The sequence below is a fragment of the Anaerobiospirillum thomasii genome, assembly GCF_900445255.1.
Taxonomy (GTDB): Bacteria; Pseudomonadota; Gammaproteobacteria; order Enterobacterales; family Succinivibrionaceae; genus Anaerobiospirillum_A; species Anaerobiospirillum_A thomasii.
This window is the reverse complement of record NZ_UAPU01000007.1, coordinates 847,293-866,579: the sequence shown is the minus strand read 5'-3', so window position 1 is coordinate 866,579 and position 19,287 is coordinate 847,293. Positions and strand designations below refer to the sequence as shown.

The window sequence follows — 19,287 nt, the reverse complement described above, 5'->3', positions numbered from 1 at the left end:
TATTTATATCCTTTAATTTTTTGATAGAAGTTAGGTGTTATAATCAAGCGCATTGCCAGATAAGGAGTCCGTATGTCTGAGAGTAAAGTCTGCAGCAGTGAAGAGATTATAGAGATTAAAAAATTAATGCATAGCAATGACGATTTGGTATTGGCCTCAGCTTTTTTCAAATCATTTAGCGATCCGACACGCCTGACTATTGTCAATGCTCTGTATGTGCACGGCGCTTTGTGTGTAAGCGATCTGTGTGAAATATTAAATATGAGCAAGTCTGCCGTATCCCATCAGTTAAGCAAGCTGCGCAGATACAATCTGGTTAAAATCAGAAATGAAGGTCGCAGAGTGTTTTATGCTCTTTCAGACTCTCACGTCAAGCAGGTTTTTGCCATGACTATGTCTCATATCAAAGAGGAAGACTGCGATTAGGAAAATGCCATGCACAAGATAAAGTTGCCTGTTTACTTAGATTATGCCGCCTCTACCCCATGTGATCCTCAAGTAAGTGAGGTTATGCTCTCCTGTCTTACAGGCAGTGGGCATTTTGGAAATCCTGCCTCAAAGGATCATGTCTATGGCTGGGAGGCAGCCGATGTGGTTGAGACTGCACGCGATCAGATAGGTCAGTGCATAGGCTCATCACCTCTTAATATAACTTTTACCTCAGGTGCCACTGAAAGCTCCAATCTTGCAATTATAGGTCTGGCCCGGGGACTTGCCGCAACTGACAGGCGCAGGCATATTGTTACCTCAATGATTGAGCACAAGGCTGTGCTTGAGAGCTGTGCCTATCTGCAAAGACAGGGATATAAAGTAAGTTATATAAAGCCTCATGCCGATGGCTCTGTAGACTGTGCCCTGCTTGAGAGCTATCTTGAGGATGATACCTTTTTAGTCTCTATTGCACAGGCTAACAGTGTGGTAGGAACAATAAGCGATATTCATGCTCTTGCTGATATGTGTCATGAGCGTGGCATATATTTTCATTCAGACTGTGCGCAGAGTGCAGGCTGGGAGAAACTTGATCTGGATAAGAGCAATATAGATTTAGTATCACTTACGCCTGAGAAAATCTATGGTCCTAAGGGTGTAGGCGCCATCTATATAAAAAGACCTCTTGATAAGAAAATAGAGCCTCTTATCTATGGTGGCGGTCAGGAGCGTAATCTTAGATCCGGCACAGTGGCTGTACATCAGGTTGCAGCTATGGGCAAGGCCTTTGAGCTTATACAACAGCGTGCTGCAGATGATAAAAAGCATATACTGGCCCTAAGAGAGAAATTAAAGGAGGCCATGCTTGCGCTTAAGGATGTATCTATAAACGGCTCACAGGAGCATCATCTGCCAGGCATTTTATCTGTCACCTTCAAAGGCATAGACAGTCATATGCTGCTGCCTACCATGTCAGATATTGCAGCCTCAACAGGCTCGGCCTGTTCATCGGCGGCTCTGACACCATCTTATGTACTAAAGGCCCTAGGTCTTAGTGACAATGATGCAAGATCGACTTTAAGACTGTCTATAGGACGTTTTACAACTGAGGATGATATTCAAAGAGCTATTGCCGATATCACACGCGCTGTGGTGGCACTGCAGGAGGCAGGCTCCATGTGGCAGGTTAACAAAGAGCTTTGAGGAAAACACTATGAAGATAAATATTCTATCTAAAAAAGATGAGTCTGTTGCCTATGCAGATGTATACATAAAGACAGGCAGTGCACCTGCTCCATTTGAGGAGAGCATGGGTGTTGTCCCATATCAGTCAGGCCTTGCCACCTATATTAAGGACAAGGCTATACGTCCTATGCAGATGGCAGGACGCAACATGGGCGCCTATGGTGTCTTTAATATAAATTTAAAAGAGACAGATTTAACTTTAAACTGCTACAGTGCCTGTGACTTTATTATGGGTCTTTATGATTTTAAGCATGATATAAATATTGTGCTGCCTTTACCTTTGGATCATATAGAGATTGTAAAGGACAGATGTGCTCTGCTCTCTTATTATCGTGAGCTTGCCAACACTGGAGCAAGTGAGATCTGGCCGCGCAATTTAATTGAAAATGTCTATGGCAGAATCAAAGAGGCAGCAGTGCAAAAAGGTGCACAGGCCAAACTTAAATTAATTGACAGGCAAAGTGATGAATTTGATGAGCTAGCTGGTCTTAAGGCTGTAGGTAAAGGCTCATATCACAGCCCATGCCTTGGTATTATTGATTTTATTCCTGAGGGCTCTGACAGCTCAGATCCTGTGCATGTATGTCTTGTAGGCAAGGGTATAACCTTTGACAGCGGCGGTTATAATATTAAAACCGGCAATTATATGACCACTATGCGCACTGACAAATCAGGTGCTGTATATATGGCAGCTGCCCTGCATCTTGCCATATTAAACGGTCTGCACAAAAGAGTGCGTCTGTATCTGCCATGCTCTGAGAATCTAATCTCAGGAACATCCATGGTGCCTGGCGATATTATAAGATATGCAAATGGTGTAAGTGTAGAGGTTGGCAATACGGATGCCGAAGGACGTCTGATTTTAGCCGATGCTTTAATTCTAGCCTCAAAGGATAAACCAAAGGCCATTATTGATGCTGCCACTCTGACCGGTGCTGCCAAGATTGCTGTTGGGCGTGATATGACCTTAGCCTCATCCTTTGAGCACAATGATCTGGTGGATTTAGCCACGCAGTGTGCCAAAGAGGCAGGTGAGATCCTTGTGTATATGCAAAGCTATGATTTTCACAAGCGCTATATAAAATCACAGCGTGCCACCATCAATAATACCTCACATGGTGATGGAGCTCCTGGCGCTCTGACGGCTACAGCCTTTTTATCTCACTTTGTTGAGTGCGACAGATGGCTGCACTTTGATCTATCCTCAGCCTACTGTGCTGACGGGTCATTATGGTATGCCCAAGGCTCAACAGGCGAGATGATAAAAACCATTTCATCCATGCTTTTGAAGATTTAAAAATATGGGGCGCAAGAAGCGCCCTTATTTTTATGGATAAAGGATAAGGTGCATTATGGCCAACAATAATCTTTCATTATACAGAAACATTGTCATACTAACAGGCGCCGGCATTAGTGCCGAATCTGGTATTGCAGTGTTCAGATCGGAAACGGGGTTGTGGGAGAATCATAAAGTTGAGGATGTGGCAACGCCTGAGGGCTTTATGCGCAATCCGTCTTTGGTGCATAAGTTCTACAATGACAGAAGAGCAGACTGCCAAAGAGCACTGCCTAATGAGGCACACAAAAGCATTGCCAGGTTACAGGAGTATTATGCCTCACAGGGCGGCGAGGTCTTTTTAGTTACGCAGAATGTGGATAATCTGCATGAAAGAGGCGGCAGCAGTCAGGTATGTCATATGCATGGTGAGCTTTTTTCCATTTTATGCTCTGAGTGCGGTTACAGACATTATTTTGATGCAAGCTCATCAACAGAGAGTGTCTGCCCTAAGTGCTCACACAAAACTCTGCGTCCTGATATTGTATGGTTTGGTGAAATGCCATACTTTATGGATGAGATTTATGAAAAAATACAAAGATGCACTTTGTTTATAGCAGTAGGCACCTCAGGTGTGGTCTATCCTGCCGCAGGATTTTGTCAGTATGCCAAAAGTGTAGGCGCCTCTACTATGGAGCTTAATTTAAATCCAACCAATGTCACTGGCATGTTTGATTTTGTCATGAAGGGCAGGGCTACAGATACAGTAAAGGCACTTGCTAATGCACTTATTGACGGGCAGAGTCTGTCTGATATATGCAGGTAATAAAAAAGGCGGTGTATTGCTATCAACCGCCTTTTAGAGGATCCTTATTCTAGTCCTTTATTTACAGACTCTAAATCACCTACAGTCAGGGAGCCTTGATTATATAAAAGATTGAGTCTTGAGATAATGTAGTTGTGACGGGCTGCCGAGAGATTCTGCATGGCATTGTACAGATTCTGTGTGGCAGTGAGCACATCGGTAATGGTTCTGGTACCAACCTCGTAACCTGAGATGGTGGCATCAAGAGCAGACTGTGCTGACTTGGTGCTCTGCTCATAGGCACGCACTGAGCTTACAAAGGCATTGACATTGTTATAGCCTGTGTTGATATTGGCCACAACATTGCGATGAGTCATTTCAAGGCGCTCTGAGGCTGCCACGTACTGATGCTCGGCCTGTGATACCTGTGATGAGGTAGCACCGCCGCTGAAAATAGGAATATTGAGAGTTACACCGACACTACCCTGATTGGAATTGCCATCCATCTGAGCTGTACCTGCAATCTCCTTGTTAAAATCAGTATATGATGTGGACAGTGAGCCTGTCAGATCAAGGGTTGGCTCATGGCCTGAGGCTGCAAGTACAATCTGCTCCTTGGCAATATCACGGGCAATGACGCTGGCCTGCAAAGACAGATTGTTATCCTGGGCATTTTTTACAACCTGATCAAGTGATGCTGTCATCTGAGCAGGTGAAAATTTAGTGGCATTGAGCTTTTCAATATTGCGCACATCTCTGCCAATTAACTTTCTAATCTCTGAGTAGGAGTTGGCAAGATTGTTCTCAGCCGTAATAACCTGTGTAGTGGCAAGATCGTAGGCGGCCTGGGCCTCAAGCTGATCAGTCTCTGCTGTAAGTCCTACCTGGAAACGACGTGAAGCCTCCTGCAGCTGACGGTACAAGGCCTCCTGATTGGCTTTGGAATATTTGAGAGTATCTGCAGCATTGAGCACACCAAAGTAGGCATTTGAGACACGTATAATTAAAGCCTGCAGGGCATCGTTATAGACCAGATCCTGCATGGCGGCATTCTTTTCTGCAATAGTTCTCTGTTTCCAGGCAGCGTGGCGCCACAGGGCCTGAGACAGATTTACTGAGCCTGAATATGAGTTGTTATTCTGTCTTTCGTTGGTAAGACGATTGACAGAGGTATGTGTGGTTCCTGCAGTGCCTATAACATTGATCTGTGGCAGTAGTGCGGCAGTGGCCTCGGAGATTTTTTCAAAGGCAGTATCTCTCTGGGCTTTGGCCTCGAGAATTACAGGATCGCGCAGATAAGCTTCTTTGTATATATCCATAATATCTTCAGCTGCTGCACTAAAGGAGCAGGAGACAACAGCTAAAGCTAAAATACTTTTTTTTATATTTAGGCGCATTAAATAATGTCCTCGGTAAGTTTTACAAACACAGGTGTAAGTATAACAAAAAAACAGGGTCTCAAGGCATGGTGTGCAAGAAAAAATTTTCTTGAAAAACATGAGTAAAAAGGCAGTTGTGCGACTTTTAAATGTAAAAGGAAAAAGGGAGCGGCAGAAATAAAAAAAGCGACCTTAGTCGCCGTTGAATGGTGGAGGTAAGCGGGATCGAACCGCTGACCCTCTGCTTGCAAAGCAGATGCTCTCCCAGCTGAGCTATACCCCCACAGGTATCTAAAACATTGGTGGAGCTACTCGGGATCGAACCGAGGACCTCTTGCATGCCATGCAAGCGCTCTCCCAACTGAGCTATAACCCCATGCTTTAGTGATGGTGGAGGTAAGCGGGATCGAACCGCTGACCCTCTGCTTGCAAAGCAGATGCTCTCCCAGCTGAGCTATACCCCCACGGATATCTAAAACTCTGGTGGAGCTACTCGGGATCGAACCGAGGACCTCTTGCATGCCATGCAAGCGCTCTCCCAACTGAGCTATAACCCCATCGTTTTAGTGAAGCCCATTATAATCAATTTTAATGTAGTGTCAACAAAAATTTTATTTTTTTTTCATCTAAGTGCCGATAAGGGCGTGCCAGGACAGAAAACACACAGCAAAAAAGAGGATGCAAGCTATGATAGTGTCTTAACAAAATAATTTATTTAGGCTCTGTATGGGATAAGTGAGCTGTAGGTAAGTTTTTATTTATACACTTTATAAAAAAAGACCGGCATTGGGCCGGTCCTTTGTAATTTCAATAGTGTCTAGAAAATATCTGAGCTGTCAACATCTGATGTATCTGTACCTGTATTTTGCACATTAAGAACAGAGTTCCCACCATCTTCTGCAATAACATAGGTATTGGTGGTGGCCAGATCGGTAATACCTGCATTGGTTGTATATTTTATTGTGGCAGGGCGTGCAGGACGGCTGCTAGGCACACCTTCCTGGGCACGTTTTATAAATTCAGCAAAGATTGGCAGTGCTGTATAGGCGCCGCCCTCTGGACTTATATTTTGCGCATAGCCAAGATTTCTGTCATCATCAAAGCCCACCCAGGCAGTAGCTACAAGATTGGCATTAAAGCCTGAGAACCAGGCATCATGCACTTTGTTGGTAGTACCTGTTTTACCAGAGAGATCATCTCGTCCTGAAATACGTGAGGCTCTGCCGCCTGTGCCATAATAAGGACCATTGATACCCTCACCGCCATAAATGACAGAGCGCAGAAGATCTGCCATTATATAGGCGTGATCATGTGAGAGAATCTGTGTAGCCATGCTCTCATCAGCCTCAATATGATCCTTATAGACCAAAGGCAGATCATTTATCACACGATCAGGAGCTGTTGGATCAGCTCTTTTAGCCTTGGCTTCATAGACAAGCTCATCGCCTCTGTAAATTTTTTCAATAAAGTAAGGCTCAAGACGATAACCGCCATTGGCAAAGGCGGCAAAGCCTGTAGCTGTCTGTAAAGGTGAGAGCTCGACACTGCCAAGGGACATTGACTCACTTATCTGTGATGTTGGTACATCTATGCCAAACTTTTTAAGGTGCAGTGCCACATTGTCCACACCAACCTGACGGATAAGACGTATTGACACAACGTTTTTGGACTTGGCCAGACCTTCGCGCAATGTCATAGGACCATCATAACGGTTTGGAGTGTTTTTAGGCTGCCACCAGGTGTGAGAGCCCGGATCCCATGTCTTTATAGGCTCATCATACAGCACTGAGTTTACAGCTATGCCTTTGGCTACAGCAGCTGAGTATAAAAAAGGCTTGAAGTTGGAGCCTGTCTGACGTACAGCCTGCACAGTGCGATTTAATTTACTCTTGTAAAAATCATAGCCACCTACCATGGCCTCAATAGCGCCTGTCAGAGGATTGAGTGCCACAAGCGCGCCTTCAACCTCAGGTACCTGTGTCATTATGGTTTCATTTTTTTCATTGACATAGGTATAGATTAAATCACCAGGTATGATAACTTCTGATGGTACCTTGGGATTGGCGCCCTGACGAATATTGGATTTATAGGCGCGGGCCCACTGTATGGCCTTCATATCAAGTGTCTGCTGACCCTTTAGAGTATAGATGGTAAAGCTCTTGCTTTCATCATCAACAGAGGTTACTACAGCAGGCTCTATAAAGTGATAGCGGTCATAGCGGCGCAGCAGTTTATCAAGACTTGGCGCATCGGCTGTAAAGTTGTCAAGCTTGGTTACATTCAAAGAGCTGCCGCGATAGCCATGACGGGCATCATAGTCAGTAAGACCTTTAAAGACAGCATAGCTTGCATCATCCTGAATCTTGGAGTTGACAGTGGTTATAACTCTAAAGCCTTGTGTATAGGCCTCCTCACCAAATTTATCTATGACAAACTGTCTTGCATCCTCTGCAATATAAGGTGCATAGCTTTCAATAGGTGTTGAGTGGAAATAGGCCACATATGGCTCTTTGTCAGCGCTCTCAAACTCCTCCTGGGTGATAAAACCAAGGTTTTTCATGCGCATGAGCACGAGGTGTCGGCGGTTTTTGGAGCGCTCTGGATAGGAGATTGGATTTAAAGTTGACGGGGCCTTTGGCAGTCCTGCAATGGTAGCCATCTGACCTAGGGTCAGATCTTTTAGCTCTTTGCCATAATAGGTCTGGGCTGCGGCCACAACACCGTTTGATCTATGACCAAGGGCAATTTTATTGAGGTATAACTCTAAAATTTCCTCCTTGGTAAGTACCTGTTCAATTCTCCAGGAGATAAAGATTTCCTTTATTTTTCGTTCAATGGTTTTATCTCGTGACAGGAAGAAATTTCTGGCCACCTGCTGTGTAATGGTACTGGCACCCTGTGTGGCGCCCTGATTGGCAATAGCTACAACCACAGCTCTGGCAATACCTATAGGGTCAATACCTGTATGCTCGTAAAAGCGTGAGTCCTCAATGGCAAGAAAGGCCTGCTGCAGCTTTAAAGGAATTTCCTCAAGAGGAACAGGAATTCTTTTGTTTTCACCAAATTCGCCTATGAGCTTTTCATCTTTGGTATAGATTTTCATAGGTGTTTCAAAGGTGACTTTCTTTAACTGCTGAACATTAGGCAGACTCTCAAGGGTATTGTAGTAAAGAGCAGCTACAGCACCGCCGCTAAGGCCAGTTACAAGAAGACCTGCCCATATGGTAAAGCTGATAATTTTTTTAAACACAAAAACCTCTGACTTGTTGCGCTGCTGTGTAGGCCTGTGCAGCCTTATGATGAGACAGCAGATACAAGATCTGTCAATAGTGAAATTACAAATACACAGCAATTTTACACTAAATTGCCCAAAGTCAAAAAAGAATGCGCATAAATAGCCATGATGCAAAGACAAAGTTCAGGGGCAGATTGTGTATTTTATTTAACTCTAGAGTCCATGAGCTTTAACTTTGAGCTATTAAATAACAAAAATTGTGTATTTTAATGGTGCATATACATGGTCAAAAGGGTGAATTGCACTGTTTTGTAGGTCTTTGTGGTGCAAATCCCTGTAGCAGGCACTGAGCGTCGTATTATTTAAAAACTGGTTTAACTAAGTTAATAATTGTGGAGTGCAGTTATGTTGAGTATGCTTGCAGCCCTGTCAAAGGTCAGTACCTTTGTTGGTAAAACCTTTGCCGTATGGGTAGTACTGTTTGCCGTAATGGCCTTTTATTTTCCTGAAACCTTCAAGTTTTTAGCAGCATACATTTCTATTTTGCTTGGCATTGTCATGTTCGGTATGGGACTTACCCTTAAGGCTAAAGATTTTTCTGAGGTTTTAACCCGCCCATTTGAAGTTTTTATAGGTATTGCAGGTCAGTTTATTATCATGCCGCTTATGGCATATCTTTTAAGTATTGTTTTAAATCTGCCATCTGAAATTGCTGTGGGTGTAATTTTAGTCGGCTGCTGTCCTGGCGGCACAGCCTCAAATGTTATGACCTTTCTTGCCAAAGGCGATGTACCTTTATCTGTAACCATTTCAGCCTGCACTACGCTGCTGGCTCCAATTGTGACCCCGGCTTTGGTGTATATCTTTGCCAATCAGTGGGTGGATATTGATCCTGCCGCCATGTTCATGTCCATTGTCAATGTGGTCATAGTACCTATTGTGGCCGGTGTTATCATCAATGCCTTCTTTGGCAGATATCTAAAAGATGCCGTTGTGGCTCTGCCTTTAGTCTCTGTGGCCGCCATTGTTGCTATTGTGGCTGCGGTAGTTTCAGTATCACAGGAGAAAATTGCCCAGACCGGAGCTTTAATCTTTGCTGTTGTGGTACTGCACAATGCTCTGGGACTGGCTCTTGGTTTTGTACTTGCCAAGATCTTTAAACTCTCATTGCCAAAACAAAAGGCTTTATCCATTGAAATTGGTATGCAAAACTCAGGGCTGGGTGTGGCTCTGGCAATGGCTTACTTCAATCCTTTATCTGCCGTGCCATCAGCCATATTCTCAGTCTGGCACAATATATCAGGTCCAATTCTGGCAACCGTATTTGCCAATATGCAGGATAAAAAGTCAGATGAGAGACAAAAGTGTGAAGCCTTAGGTGTTCCTGTCAGATAATTTACGCACGTAACCTCATGCCCGGACATTGCTCCGGGCTTTTTTTTATAGTGTATTTTGCAGATCCTTATGGTTAAAAGCTTCGTTAAATTCCCTGCAAATTAGTTGAAAATAAAGCCCAAAGACTTTAAATATGGCATTTTATTGCAAAAGTTATGTGTTTTTTATGCTTACTGTTATAATAGAAAATTTATTTTAATAGAAAATATTTAAAGGATTATGGCCCTCAAGGGCAGAGGCATAAGTGTCTGATAATAAGATTAATTTAATGAATATGGGACCTGAGGAACTAAGTGATTTTTGTGTTTCCTTAGGAGAAAAGCCTTTTCGTGCCACACAGCTTTTAAAATGGATTTATCAGTACGGTGTAACTGACTTTAATGAGATGAGTAATATTAAAAAGGATCTTCGAGCTCATCTTTGTGAAATAGCCTGTATCAGGGCCCCTGAAATTGTCTCAGAGCAGAGATCTGCAGACGGCACCATCAAATGGGCATTGAATGTTGGTGACAATCAGCTTGTAGAAACAGTGCTCATTCCTGAGGAGGATAGAAATACACTGTGTATTTCAACGCAGGTAGGCTGTCCTGTCAAATGCTCCTTCTGTCGCACCGGCGCTCAGGGCTTTAACCGCAATCTTAAGGTTTTTGAAATCATAGGTCAGGTGTTCTGTGCCGCAAGCCGTGTGGGTTTTGTACGCGGCGGTCAGGAAAAGCCAATATCCAATATTGTTATGATGGGTATGGGCGAGCCCCTTTTAAATCTTGAGAATGTACTTAAGGTTACAAAGATTCTTCTAAGCGACTATGCCTTTGGTCTGTCAAAGCGTCGTGTCACCATCTCAACCTCAGGCATTGCCCCTGTTATCAACAAGCTTGCAGGCCGCGTCGATGTGGCCCTGGCTCTGTCACTGCATGCTCCTAATGATGAGCTTCGTGACATACTTGTGCCTGTGAACAAGAAATATAAGATCAAAGAGGTTCTGGACAGCGTCAAGAACTATCTTGACAAGAGCAATGCCAACTGTGGCCGTGTGACCATTGAATATGTGCTTTTGGATCATGTCAATGACAGCACCGATCATGCCCATGAGCTGGCCAGACTCTTAAAGGATGTGCCATGCAAGATCAATCTTATTCCTTTTAACTCGCACGATGCCTCTGACTATAAAAAGCCAAGCAACAGCAGAATAGACAGATTTTACAAAGTGCTCTTTGACTATGGCTTTACTGTTGTGACAAGAACCACACGCGGTGATGACATTGCCGCCGCCTGCGGTCAGCTTGCAGGGCAGGTTAAAGATCGCATCTTGAAAAATCAGAATGCCAAAATTGAAAGTATAACGGTATAGTTATGTCAGACAAAAAAATCAATAAGTCACAAAAAACACCGCCGCTGCCAAGAAATCTGCGTAACAAAGCCCGCGAGTCTTTACAGTCAAATCATGATAATGATCTGCAAAAGAACGCAGATATGAGCTTTAGCGCCACAGACGGCAGTGTTGATGACGAGCTTTTAAACTCACAGCTTACAGCAGGGGTAGACACAGATGACAGACTTCCAAAGCCTCCTGTTATAGATGAGGGAGGGGACAATTACTTTAATACAGAAGATGTAGAGAGCATTCCTGTAGACCCTTCTTCTGATGATGGTGTGCCTAATATGCCAGGAGCCATACTGCGTCATGCCAGAGAAAAGCTTGGTATCAGTCAAAGACAGATAGCGCAGAATCTAAAGCTTAGGGTCAATACTATTGCCGATATTGAATTTGACAGATTAAATCAGGTGACAGCAGCGCCTTTTACCAGACGCCATATCTATAATTATGCCAAGCTTGTAAATATAGATCCAAATGTCGTGGTTACTCTGTATGACAACAATGTCAATGCTGTGGCCGAGGTTATAAACAATGCCATGCCGGTTAAGAAAAACCGCTCGTATATGTATGCCCTGGCTCTTATTGCTCTTATTGCAGTATCTACAGGTGTCTATCTTGTAACAGACAACAAAGAGACAGACAGCAAACCTGTCTCAGATGAAATTGTCATAGAGCAGGCAGCCGAGCCTGTGGTTATTGAGGATACCGGCAGTGTCTCTGGCGAGATTACAGCACAAGCATCTTCAGAGGCACAGGGTGAGATAAAGGTTGATAAAAACACTCTTATGGCTCAGGAGCAGGCTAAGGCCTTAGGTTCCAATCTTATAAAAGGCAAGAGCAATGAAAGCAGCAAAGATAAAAGCGATGATGCTCTTGTTACAACTGCCATAGTCAAGGAGACACAGACTGCACCTGCAAAGAATGATGCCTCAGATAAGATAGCAGCAGTTGTTGCCAAGAATGATAAGGAGCAATCTGCTGTGGAGAAGAAAGAGCAGGTAGAAAAGAAGAGTGATGAGAGTGCCAAGGCTCCTGTGCTAAGCTCAAATTTAAAGGATATATCTGATAAGGCAAGACTTGCCAACCGTCAGGGTTTAGCCTCAATGAACTCAGCATCAATTGCCATCAAGGCCCCTGTAACCCTTATTGTCAAGGATTCACGCGGCAAGGTTTTAGCTACAGGCAGTTATGTAAAGGGCGATAAGGTCAATGTCAGCGGTATACCTCCGCTTGAGATTTCCCTATCAGATACCAAGGCCGTATCCGTAAGCTATATGGGCGGCAGCGTCAGTGTACCTGATGCCAAACAGGTTAAATATAAGTTACCAGACAGATAGGCAGGATTATTATATGGAATGGGAAGCTCCTAAGATTGTCAGAAGAAAAAGCAGACAGATTAAGGTAGGTAATGTCCTAATCGGTGGAGATGCTCCGATTTCTGTGCAGTCTATGACTACCACAGATACCAATGATGTGCAGGGCACATTAAAGCAGATAAGAGATTTGTATGATGTTGGCGCAGATATTGTGCGTGTCTCGGTACCAACCCTTGAGGCTGCCAAAAACTTTGCCCTTATATGTAAAGACTCACCTGTACCTATTGTGGCCGATATTCACTTTGACTACAGAATAGCCATTGAGGTGGCCAACAATGGTGCGGCAGCACTGCGTATCAATCCAGGCAACATTGGTGCCAAGGCCAAGGTTGAGGCTGTATGCCAGGCGGCAAAGGACAATGGTCTGCCAATACGCGTGGGTGTAAACGCAGGCTCTCTTGATAATGATTTATTAAAAAAATATGGCTCGCCTTGTCCTGAGGCCATGGTCGAGGCCGCTCTTAGAGCCGCAGCTATTCTTGATGAGCACAACTTTGCAGATTATGCCTTTTCAGTAAAGGCCTCAGAGCTTAATCTGTGTGTGACCTCATATGAAGAGCTTGCCAAAAAAACCGATGCTCCGCTGCATCTTGGCATTACAGAGGCCGGTGGTCTTACAGGTGGCACCGTGCTCTCATCAATAGGTATATCCTGGCTTTTGCGTCAGGGTATTGGCGATACGCTGCGTGTGTCACTTGCAGCCGATCCTGTTGAGGAGATCAAGGTAGGCTGGGCTATTTTAAAGAGCATGCACCTGCGCTCACGTGGTGTGAATATTGTGGCCTGCCCAACATGTGCCCGCCATGGCATTGATGTTGTAGGAACAGTACGCGAGCTTGAGACCCGTCTTGCAGATATTAAAGATGAGATAAAGGTTGCAGTCATGGGCTGTATTGTCAACGGACCTGGTGAGGCTCTGCGTGCTCAGGTTGCAGTATGCGGCGGCAGCAACAATAAATCCATGATTTATGAAGATGGTGTGCTGCAGGGCAAAATTGCCTCTGACGAGGCCGTGGATATACTTGAAAAGCGTATACGCGACAAGGTTATGCGTTTAAATACAAATAAGATACTCTAAAGAAGGAAAGATAAAGACATGGTTATGTCGATACAGGCTATACGTGGCATGAATGATCTTCTGCCACAGGATACATCAGTCTGGCAGCAGATTGAGACAGTGCTACGCTCTGTGGTAGGTTCATACGGCTACAGTGAAGTGCGCATGCCGGTTTTAGAAAAGACAGCTCTTTTCTGCCGCGCCATTGGTGAGGTAACCGATGTTGTAGAAAAGGAAATGTATACCTTTGAGGACAGATCAGGGGATATGCTCTCTCTGCGTCCTGAGGGTACAGCAGGCTGCGTCAGAGCCTGCCTTGAGCACAATCTTATCTACAATCAGGAGCAAAGACTGTGGTATATGGGCCCTATGTTTCGCCATGAACGTCCGCAGAAGGGCAGATACCGTCAGTTCCATCAGCTAGGCTGTGAAGTCTTTGGTCTTGAGGGTCCTGATGTTGATGCCGAGCTTATCATTATGACAGCTCAGATCTGGAAGACCCTGGGCATTGAAAAAGAGGTGACACTGCAGTTAAATACCTTAGGCTCAAAAGAAGAACGCGCCTCTTATAAAAAAGAGCTGGTGGCCTTTTTAGAAAAGAATTTTGACAGTCTTGATGAGGACTCAAAGCGCCGTACCCACACCAATCCTCTGCGTGTTCTGGACAGCAAGGATCCTGGTGTTATTGAGCTTTTAAAGAAAGCACCTTCGCTGTCCTCACACTTTGGTGAAAAGACCTTAAATCACTTTAATGAACTCAAGGCTCTTTTAGATGCAGCAGGCGTTGCCTATGAGATCAATGACAGACTGGTGCGCGGTCTTGACTATTACAACTACACAGTCTTTGAGTGGGTGACAACAGCCCTAGGCTCACAGGGTACTGTCTGCGGCGGCGGCCGCTATGATGGCCTTGTTGAAGAGCTTGGAGGGACACCTACCCCTGCTGTGGGTTTTGGTCTTGGCCTTGAGCGTCTGATTTTGCTGCTGACCACACTTGATAAAGTACAGGCCAAAGCCATAGCTGATGTCTATGTCATAGGTCAGGGCAGTGATATTCAAAAGCATTTGAGTCTTACAGCTTCTTATCTGCGCTCAAAGCTTGATGGTGTCAGAGTTATGATGCACTGTGGCGGTGGCAACTTTAAAAAGCAGTTTAAAAAGGCTGACAGAGTGGGCGCCCGTGTAGCTGTAGTGCTTGGCGATGAGGAGATTGCAAAAAATCAGGTCACGCTCAAGGACATGACAGACAAGGATGCACAACAGATGACCGTAGCTCTTGAAGAGAGTATTGAGCTTATCGGCAGAATTATAAATAAATAATATAAAGAGGAAAAAACATGGACGTATTAACCGATGATCACGAGAGAGAAGAGGCGGTCAAAAAATGGTGGAAGGAGTACTGGAAGCCTATAGTTCTTGGCATTGTCATTGCTCTTGGCGGTCTTCTGGGCTTTAGACAGTATCAGGCCTATGAGCTTGAGAAGTCTCAGGAGGCAGCCTATGGTGTCTATCAGCTGCAAAATCAGCTGAACAAGGATGGCAAGGCCTCACTTGATAAGGCCACTGCCTTTATGAATGAGCACAAGGATATTTACGGTGCCCTGTTATCTGTTGATGTGGCTATGGTGCACATCAATGCCAAAGAGTATGACAAGGCAGCCGAGGCTTTAAACTTTGCCCGTGACAATGGTGGCGATCTCGTATCTCCGCTTGTAACTTTAATGCAGGCCAAGCTTTTTGCCCAGACACAAAAATACGATGAGGCCCTCAAGGCTCTGTCAACTATTAAAAACAAAGCCTATGCCATTGAAAAAGAGGAAGTCAGCGGCGATATCTATATGCTGATGGGGGATAAGGATAAGGCTCATGATGCCTATAAAAAGGCACTTGATTTAAGCGTTGAGCGCAAAGTGGCCATAGCCCCTCTTTTGCAGATGAAGTTTGACAACATCATCAAACACGGTGATACCCCGGCCTACAAGCTAATAGGTCAGGATACTCCTAAATAAGAGAGTAAAAGTATAGAATATGGAGCATTATTGCTCCATATCTATCTTGATTTGCTCTAAATATGATGTCACAATCGCTTCAAACGTCTATTTTGCACATATACAGGAAAGCTTAAATGATAAAACATAAATTGGCCCTGGCTTTACCATTATCAATGCTTGCACTTTTTGGCTGCTCTGGCAGCGAGGATCTTTACGCACCCGTTGAGGCTCCTGAAATTGTAAACAGTTTTGAGCCGCAGAAGCTATTTGACGTAAGCTCAGGCGGTGTAGACAAATACTTCTCCATAATATCCCCGGCTTTTGTTGGTAATACCCTGTACGTGTCATCACGCAACGGTTATGTCAAGGCCATGGATGCCATAGAGGGCAGTACACTCTGGAGCATAGATCTTGACGATGAGGATGAAAACTCAGATAAGAGATCTGCAAGGCTATCTGCAGCCCTTGATGCCAATCAGAACTATGTGGCAGTAGGCTCTGAAAATGGTTATATCTACGTTTTAGATGCAAAAGACGGACATGTAGTGTGGAAAAAGTATCTTGAGGGAGAGATTGTGTCAAAACCTGCCTTCTCAGGTTCAGGTGATGCCCTTTTTGTGCAGGATACCAGAGGACGTATTTTCTGTTTACAAAGTTCTGATGGCAGTGAAAGATGGGTGGCAGCCAAAGCCATGACCTCACTGCGTTTAAGATCACAAAGCTCATTTATTGTAGTAGGCGATGAATATGTGATTTCAGGACAGCCTGGCGGCAAGGTAGGTGTGTACCTGCAAAGCACAGGTGCTCTTGTCAATGAGGTAAATATTTCACGCGCGGCCGGTATCAATGATCTTGAGCGTATTGCCGATGTATCATCAACTCCGCTACTGCTTGGCGATGATCTCTATGCCACCTCATACAATGGTTCACTTAGTGTCTTCTCCTTTAATGACAATACTATGGCCAGCACTCTTGGCTATTCAAGTTCACAGAACATGGATTTTGATGACAACTATATAGTGATTACCGATGACAAGGGTCATGTCTACTGTATTGACAGACAGACTGGGGCCGAGATCTGGGTCAACAGCAGATTAACCTACAGAAAGACAGGCGCTCCGGCCATTTACGGTAATTATGTAGTAGTGGGTGACTATGAAGGTTATCTGTATTTTATGTCACTTGCCGACGGTAAGATTGAGTCTATGCTAGCCTGTGACAACTCAGCTATTTACTCATCACCTGTAGTGCATGACGGCAGATTATATGTTTTTGCCAATGACGGCTCTATTATATGTCTAAGCCATGATCCGGCCGGACTTGCCAAGGCCAAGGAAGGCACCAGAAAGGTTGAGCTTATGTATTCAGGAGCTAACGCCAATCTGATGGCCCCAGGTGTAGGCGAGAGTGGTGTCTATGCTCCTGATGTAATGAATGAGGCTGCACTCATGGCCCGCCGTGCCGCCATTATCAAGGCTGTAGAGGATGCGCAGAGACGTCAGAGAGCTGCAGCTCTTGCCCAGAAGAAGGCCTATGAAAAGGCCAGGGCTGAGTACGAGGCTAAAGTCAAAGCCTATGAGGAGGAGCGCCGCAAGCGCCTGTCAGGCTTTGGTCTGATGCCGCAGGAGGGTGTGAAGTCAGATGCTGCTGAGGATGTGCAGCCAGGCACTGACAATACTCAGCCTCAGCAGGCCCCTGCACCTCAGGCAGATCAGGTAGAAGATTCAAAGGCCAGCGGATTTGGTCTTTAAAGTAGGATAAAGATTTTTTATGAAAGTTGTGGCTCTTGTAGGCTGCCCTAATGTGGGCAAGTCTACATTATTTAACCGTTTAACCAAAACTCGCGATGCCCTGGTAGCTGATTTTCCAGGTCTGACCCGCGATCGTAAATACGGCCGTGCTCTTTTTGATGGCCGTGAATATATTGTTATTGATACAGGCGGTATTGCCGAGGATGCAGAGCAGCCATCCGATCTGACCAATAATATGACAAGACAGGCACTGCTTGCTATTGATGAGTGCGATCTCGTGCTCTTTATGGTCGATGCCAGGGCAGGTTTAATGCCAGGTGATTATCAGGTTGCCGACTATATACGCAGATCGGGCAAGAAATGCGCTGTGGTTGCCAACAAGGTTGATGGCATGAATGAGGATCTGGCAGGAGCCGAGTTCTATGGTCTGGGTCTTGGTGAGGTCTATCTTACAGCTGTAGCCCATGGCCGTGGTGTATCCGTGCTTATCGACGAGGTTATAGCACCTGTGCTGCGTGAGGAAGGTCCACTTGAGAGTGATCTTGAGGATGAGGAGGATGATGAATTCTCTGAGTACTCGCAGTGGGAAGAGGGCTATGAGTTTTTAGACAATGTGCCTGCTGATAAAACCGGCGGCGGCTTTGACTGGCATGGCTTTAGAGAGGCTCAAAGAGCAAGACTGAAGGGTGAGGGGACTACAGAGCAGAGCAGTGACAGACCTTTTGCCGATCTGCCTGTAAAATTTGCTCTTGTTGGCAAGCCAAATGTAGGTAAATCCACGCTGACCAACCGTCTTTTAGGTGAGGACAGAGTGGTGGTGTGCGATATGCCTGGCACCACACGTGATTCTATCTATATTCCTCTTGAGCGTGAGGGCAATAAGTATATTGTCATTGATACAGCAGGTGTCAGAAAAAGAGCCAAGGTTAACGAGGCCATTGAGAAATTCTCTATTGTAAAGACTCTAAAGGCTATTGAAGACTGTAATGTGGCTTTGCTGGTAATTGATGCAAGAGAGCATATTACTGATCAGGATCTCTCGCTTTTAAGCTTTATTATTGATTCTGGCCGTTCTCTTGTAGTTGCTGTTAACAAGTGGGATGGACTTAGTGCCGAGTATAAGGATGAGATAAGGCGCGAGCTTGATCTGCGCCTTGGCTTTGTGGATTTTGCCAGAGTGCATTTTATCTCAGCTCTGCACGGCACAGGTGTGGGTCATCTGTTTGAGTCTATTGATGAGGCTTATGAGAGTGCTACACGCCGCAATTCATCCTCGACATTAAACCGCATTTTACAGGCTGCAGTGCAGGAGCATGAGCCACCTGTATCAGGCGGCAGACGCATCAAGCTTAAATATGCTCATGCCGGCGGTTATAATCCACCGCGCATTATTATTCATGGCAACAAGGTCAACAAGATGCCAGAGTCCTACAAGCGTTATCTTATCAACTGCTATAGAAAGGCGCTTAAGATTATGGGTACGCCTGTGCTTTTAGAGTTTAAGGAAGGCTCAAATCCTTATGCTGACAGAAAACCTGCACAGATACGTATTACACAGTCTAAGATTCGTGAGCAAAAGCGTGAGGCACAAAAGCAGCGTATGTATGACAGAGCAGCACGCTCAAAGCAACGCAGTGAAAAGCGTCAGATAGAAAATGCTGTAAAAGCAGGTGAGGGCATGGTGCTCAAGGCTGTTAAAAAGCGTGGCAGATAATATTCAATAAACTTTTGAGCTAGAGCATGGGTTTAAACTCATGCTCTTTTGTATATTTTAAGGCTCAATGGCACAATATATGGGATTTTTCATCGCACAGTGTTTTTGCATTAACAATATGGCACGATCTTAAGCATTTTAGACTTTAGATAACTTATGCTAACTTTGCTCTACCTGCTATCATATAGTTAGTAACTGCTAGCACCCCACAATTTTTTACTTGACCTAACAAATAAATCCTGAAAGTTATAGGGCT

At 44.8% G+C, this 19,287-nt stretch carries 14 protein-coding genes and 4 tRNA genes; 12 read left to right on the top strand and 6 right to left on the bottom strand.

Annotation, left to right across the window (positions count from 1 at the left end; genetic code table 11):
• Positions 1-72 precede the first annotated feature (72 nt).
• Genes DRZ93_RS10985 through DRZ93_RS10970 form a run of 4 tightly spaced genes read left to right on the top strand, consistent with a single transcriptional unit; the run spans position 73 to position 3,776 of the window.
• Positions 73-426 (top strand): ArsR/SmtB family transcription factor, encoded by a 354-nt coding sequence (locus tag DRZ93_RS10985; protein WP_113743591.1) that lies wholly within the window; start codon positions 73-75, stop codon positions 424-426.
• 9 nt (positions 427-435) lie between these two features.
• Positions 436-1,632, top strand: coding sequence for a cysteine desulfurase family protein (locus tag DRZ93_RS10980; protein ID WP_113746605.1), 1,197 nt, complete (start codon positions 436-438; stop codon positions 1,630-1,632).
• Between the two features lie 10 nt (positions 1,633-1,642).
• On the top strand, positions 1,643-2,971 hold the full coding sequence (locus DRZ93_RS10975) for an aminopeptidase PepB (protein ID WP_172458206.1): 1,329 nt from the start codon (positions 1,643-1,645) through the stop codon (positions 2,969-2,971).
• Between the two features lie 55 nt (positions 2,972-3,026).
• On the top strand, positions 3,027-3,776 hold the full coding sequence (locus DRZ93_RS10970; protein WP_113743594.1) for an NAD-dependent deacylase: 750 nt from the start codon (positions 3,027-3,029) through the stop codon (positions 3,774-3,776).
• A gap of 44 nt (positions 3,777-3,820) precedes the next feature.
• Here the strand turns inward: DRZ93_RS10970 and DRZ93_RS10965 are convergent, their stop codons facing one another.
• From DRZ93_RS10965 to DRZ93_RS10940, 6 genes are all read right to left on the bottom strand, one after another.
• Positions 3,821-5,152, bottom strand: coding sequence for a TolC family outer membrane protein (locus DRZ93_RS10965; RefSeq protein ID WP_113743595.1), 1,332 nt, complete (start codon positions 5,150-5,152; stop codon positions 3,821-3,823).
• A 189-nt stretch (positions 5,153-5,341) separates the two neighbouring features.
• Positions 5,342-5,417 (bottom strand) — tRNA-Ala (locus DRZ93_RS10960).
• A 17-nt stretch (positions 5,418-5,434) separates the two neighbouring features.
• Positions 5,435-5,510 (bottom strand) — tRNA-Ala (locus DRZ93_RS10955).
• A 12-nt stretch (positions 5,511-5,522) separates the two neighbouring features.
• Positions 5,523-5,598, bottom strand: a tRNA-Ala gene (locus tag DRZ93_RS10950).
• A 17-nt stretch (positions 5,599-5,615) separates the two neighbouring features.
• A tRNA-Ala gene (locus tag DRZ93_RS10945) sits at positions 5,616-5,691 on the bottom strand.
• A 260-nt stretch (positions 5,692-5,951) separates the two neighbouring features.
• Entirely contained in the window at positions 5,952-8,384 is a 2,433-nt protein-coding gene (locus DRZ93_RS10940; protein ID WP_146741117.1) for a penicillin-binding protein 1A, read from the bottom strand.
• A gap of 390 nt (positions 8,385-8,774) precedes the next feature.
• Here DRZ93_RS10940 and DRZ93_RS10935 point away from each other — a divergent pair, with 390 nt between their 5' ends.
• The 8 genes from DRZ93_RS10935 (at position 8,775) to der (ending at position 19,031) form a co-directional block, all read left to right on the top strand.
• Positions 8,775-9,764, top strand: a complete 990-nt coding sequence (locus DRZ93_RS10935) for a bile acid:sodium symporter (RefSeq protein WP_113743598.1) — start codon at positions 8,775-8,777, stop codon at positions 9,762-9,764.
• Between the two features lie 244 nt (positions 9,765-10,008).
• Positions 10,009-11,115, top strand: coding sequence for a dual-specificity RNA methyltransferase RlmN (rlmN, locus tag DRZ93_RS10930; RefSeq protein WP_113743599.1), 1,107 nt, complete (start codon positions 10,009-10,011; stop codon positions 11,113-11,115).
• Between the two features lie 2 nt (positions 11,116-11,117).
• The gene (locus DRZ93_RS10925; RefSeq protein ID WP_113746602.1) at positions 11,118-12,479 is read left to right on the top strand and encodes a helix-turn-helix domain-containing protein; all 1,362 of its coding nucleotides are present in this window, start codon (positions 11,118-11,120) and stop codon (positions 12,477-12,479) included.
• 13 nt (positions 12,480-12,492) lie between these two features.
• Complete coding sequence (gene ispG / locus DRZ93_RS10920) at positions 12,493-13,596, top strand: flavodoxin-dependent (E)-4-hydroxy-3-methylbut-2-enyl-diphosphate synthase (protein ID WP_113746601.1); 1,104 nt, start codon at positions 12,493-12,495, stop codon at positions 13,594-13,596.
• Positions 13,597-13,614: 18 nt separating this feature from the next.
• Complete coding sequence (hisS, locus tag DRZ93_RS10915) at positions 13,615-14,895, top strand: histidine--tRNA ligase (RefSeq protein ID WP_113743602.1); 1,281 nt, start codon at positions 13,615-13,617, stop codon at positions 14,893-14,895.
• 17 nt (positions 14,896-14,912) lie between these two features.
• Positions 14,913-15,584 (top strand): YfgM family protein, encoded by a 672-nt coding sequence (locus DRZ93_RS10910; protein ID WP_113743603.1) that lies wholly within the window; start codon positions 14,913-14,915, stop codon positions 15,582-15,584.
• 116 nt (positions 15,585-15,700) lie between these two features.
• Entirely contained in the window at positions 15,701-17,317 is a 1,617-nt protein-coding gene (gene bamB, locus DRZ93_RS10905; protein WP_113746600.1) for an outer membrane protein assembly factor BamB, read from the top strand.
• Positions 17,318-17,336: 19 nt separating this feature from the next.
• Complete coding sequence (der, locus tag DRZ93_RS10900) at positions 17,337-19,031, top strand: ribosome biogenesis GTPase Der (protein ID WP_113743605.1); 1,695 nt, start codon at positions 17,337-17,339, stop codon at positions 19,029-19,031.
• Positions 19,032-19,287 lie beyond the last annotated feature (256 nt).

Excerpts from the sequence above, each read along its gene's own strand:
- der (WP_113743605.1), top strand. The coding sequence starts at position 17,337 with ATGAAAGTTGTGGCTCTTGTAGGCTGCCCTAATGTGGGCAAGTCTACA.
- DRZ93_RS10985 (WP_113743591.1), top strand. The coding sequence starts at position 73 with ATGTCTGAGAGTAAAGTCTGCAGCAGTGAAGAGATTATAGAGATTAAA.
- DRZ93_RS10925 (WP_113746602.1), top strand. The coding sequence starts at position 11,118 with ATGTCAGACAAAAAAATCAATAAGTCACAAAAAACACCGCCGCTGCCA.
- DRZ93_RS10980 (WP_113746605.1), top strand. The coding sequence starts at position 436 with ATGCACAAGATAAAGTTGCCTGTTTACTTAGATTATGCCGCCTCTACC.
- DRZ93_RS10975 (WP_172458206.1), top strand. The coding sequence starts at position 1,643 with ATGAAGATAAATATTCTATCTAAAAAAGATGAGTCTGTTGCCTATGCA.
- DRZ93_RS10935 (WP_113743598.1), top strand. The coding sequence starts at position 8,775 with ATGTTGAGTATGCTTGCAGCCCTGTCAAAGGTCAGTACCTTTGTTGGT.
- DRZ93_RS10970 (WP_113743594.1), top strand. The coding sequence starts at position 3,027 with ATGGCCAACAATAATCTTTCATTATACAGAAACATTGTCATACTAACA.
- DRZ93_RS10965 (WP_113743595.1), bottom strand. The coding sequence starts at position 5,152 with ATGCGCCTAAATATAAAAAAAAGTATTTTAGCTTTAGCTGTTGTCTCC.
- hisS (WP_113743602.1), top strand. The coding sequence starts at position 13,615 with ATGGTTATGTCGATACAGGCTATACGTGGCATGAATGATCTTCTGCCA.
- ispG (WP_113746601.1), top strand. The coding sequence starts at position 12,493 with ATGGAATGGGAAGCTCCTAAGATTGTCAGAAGAAAAAGCAGACAGATT.
- bamB (WP_113746600.1), top strand. The coding sequence starts at position 15,701 with ATGATAAAACATAAATTGGCCCTGGCTTTACCATTATCAATGCTTGCA.
- DRZ93_RS10910 (WP_113743603.1), top strand. The coding sequence starts at position 14,913 with ATGGACGTATTAACCGATGATCACGAGAGAGAAGAGGCGGTCAAAAAA.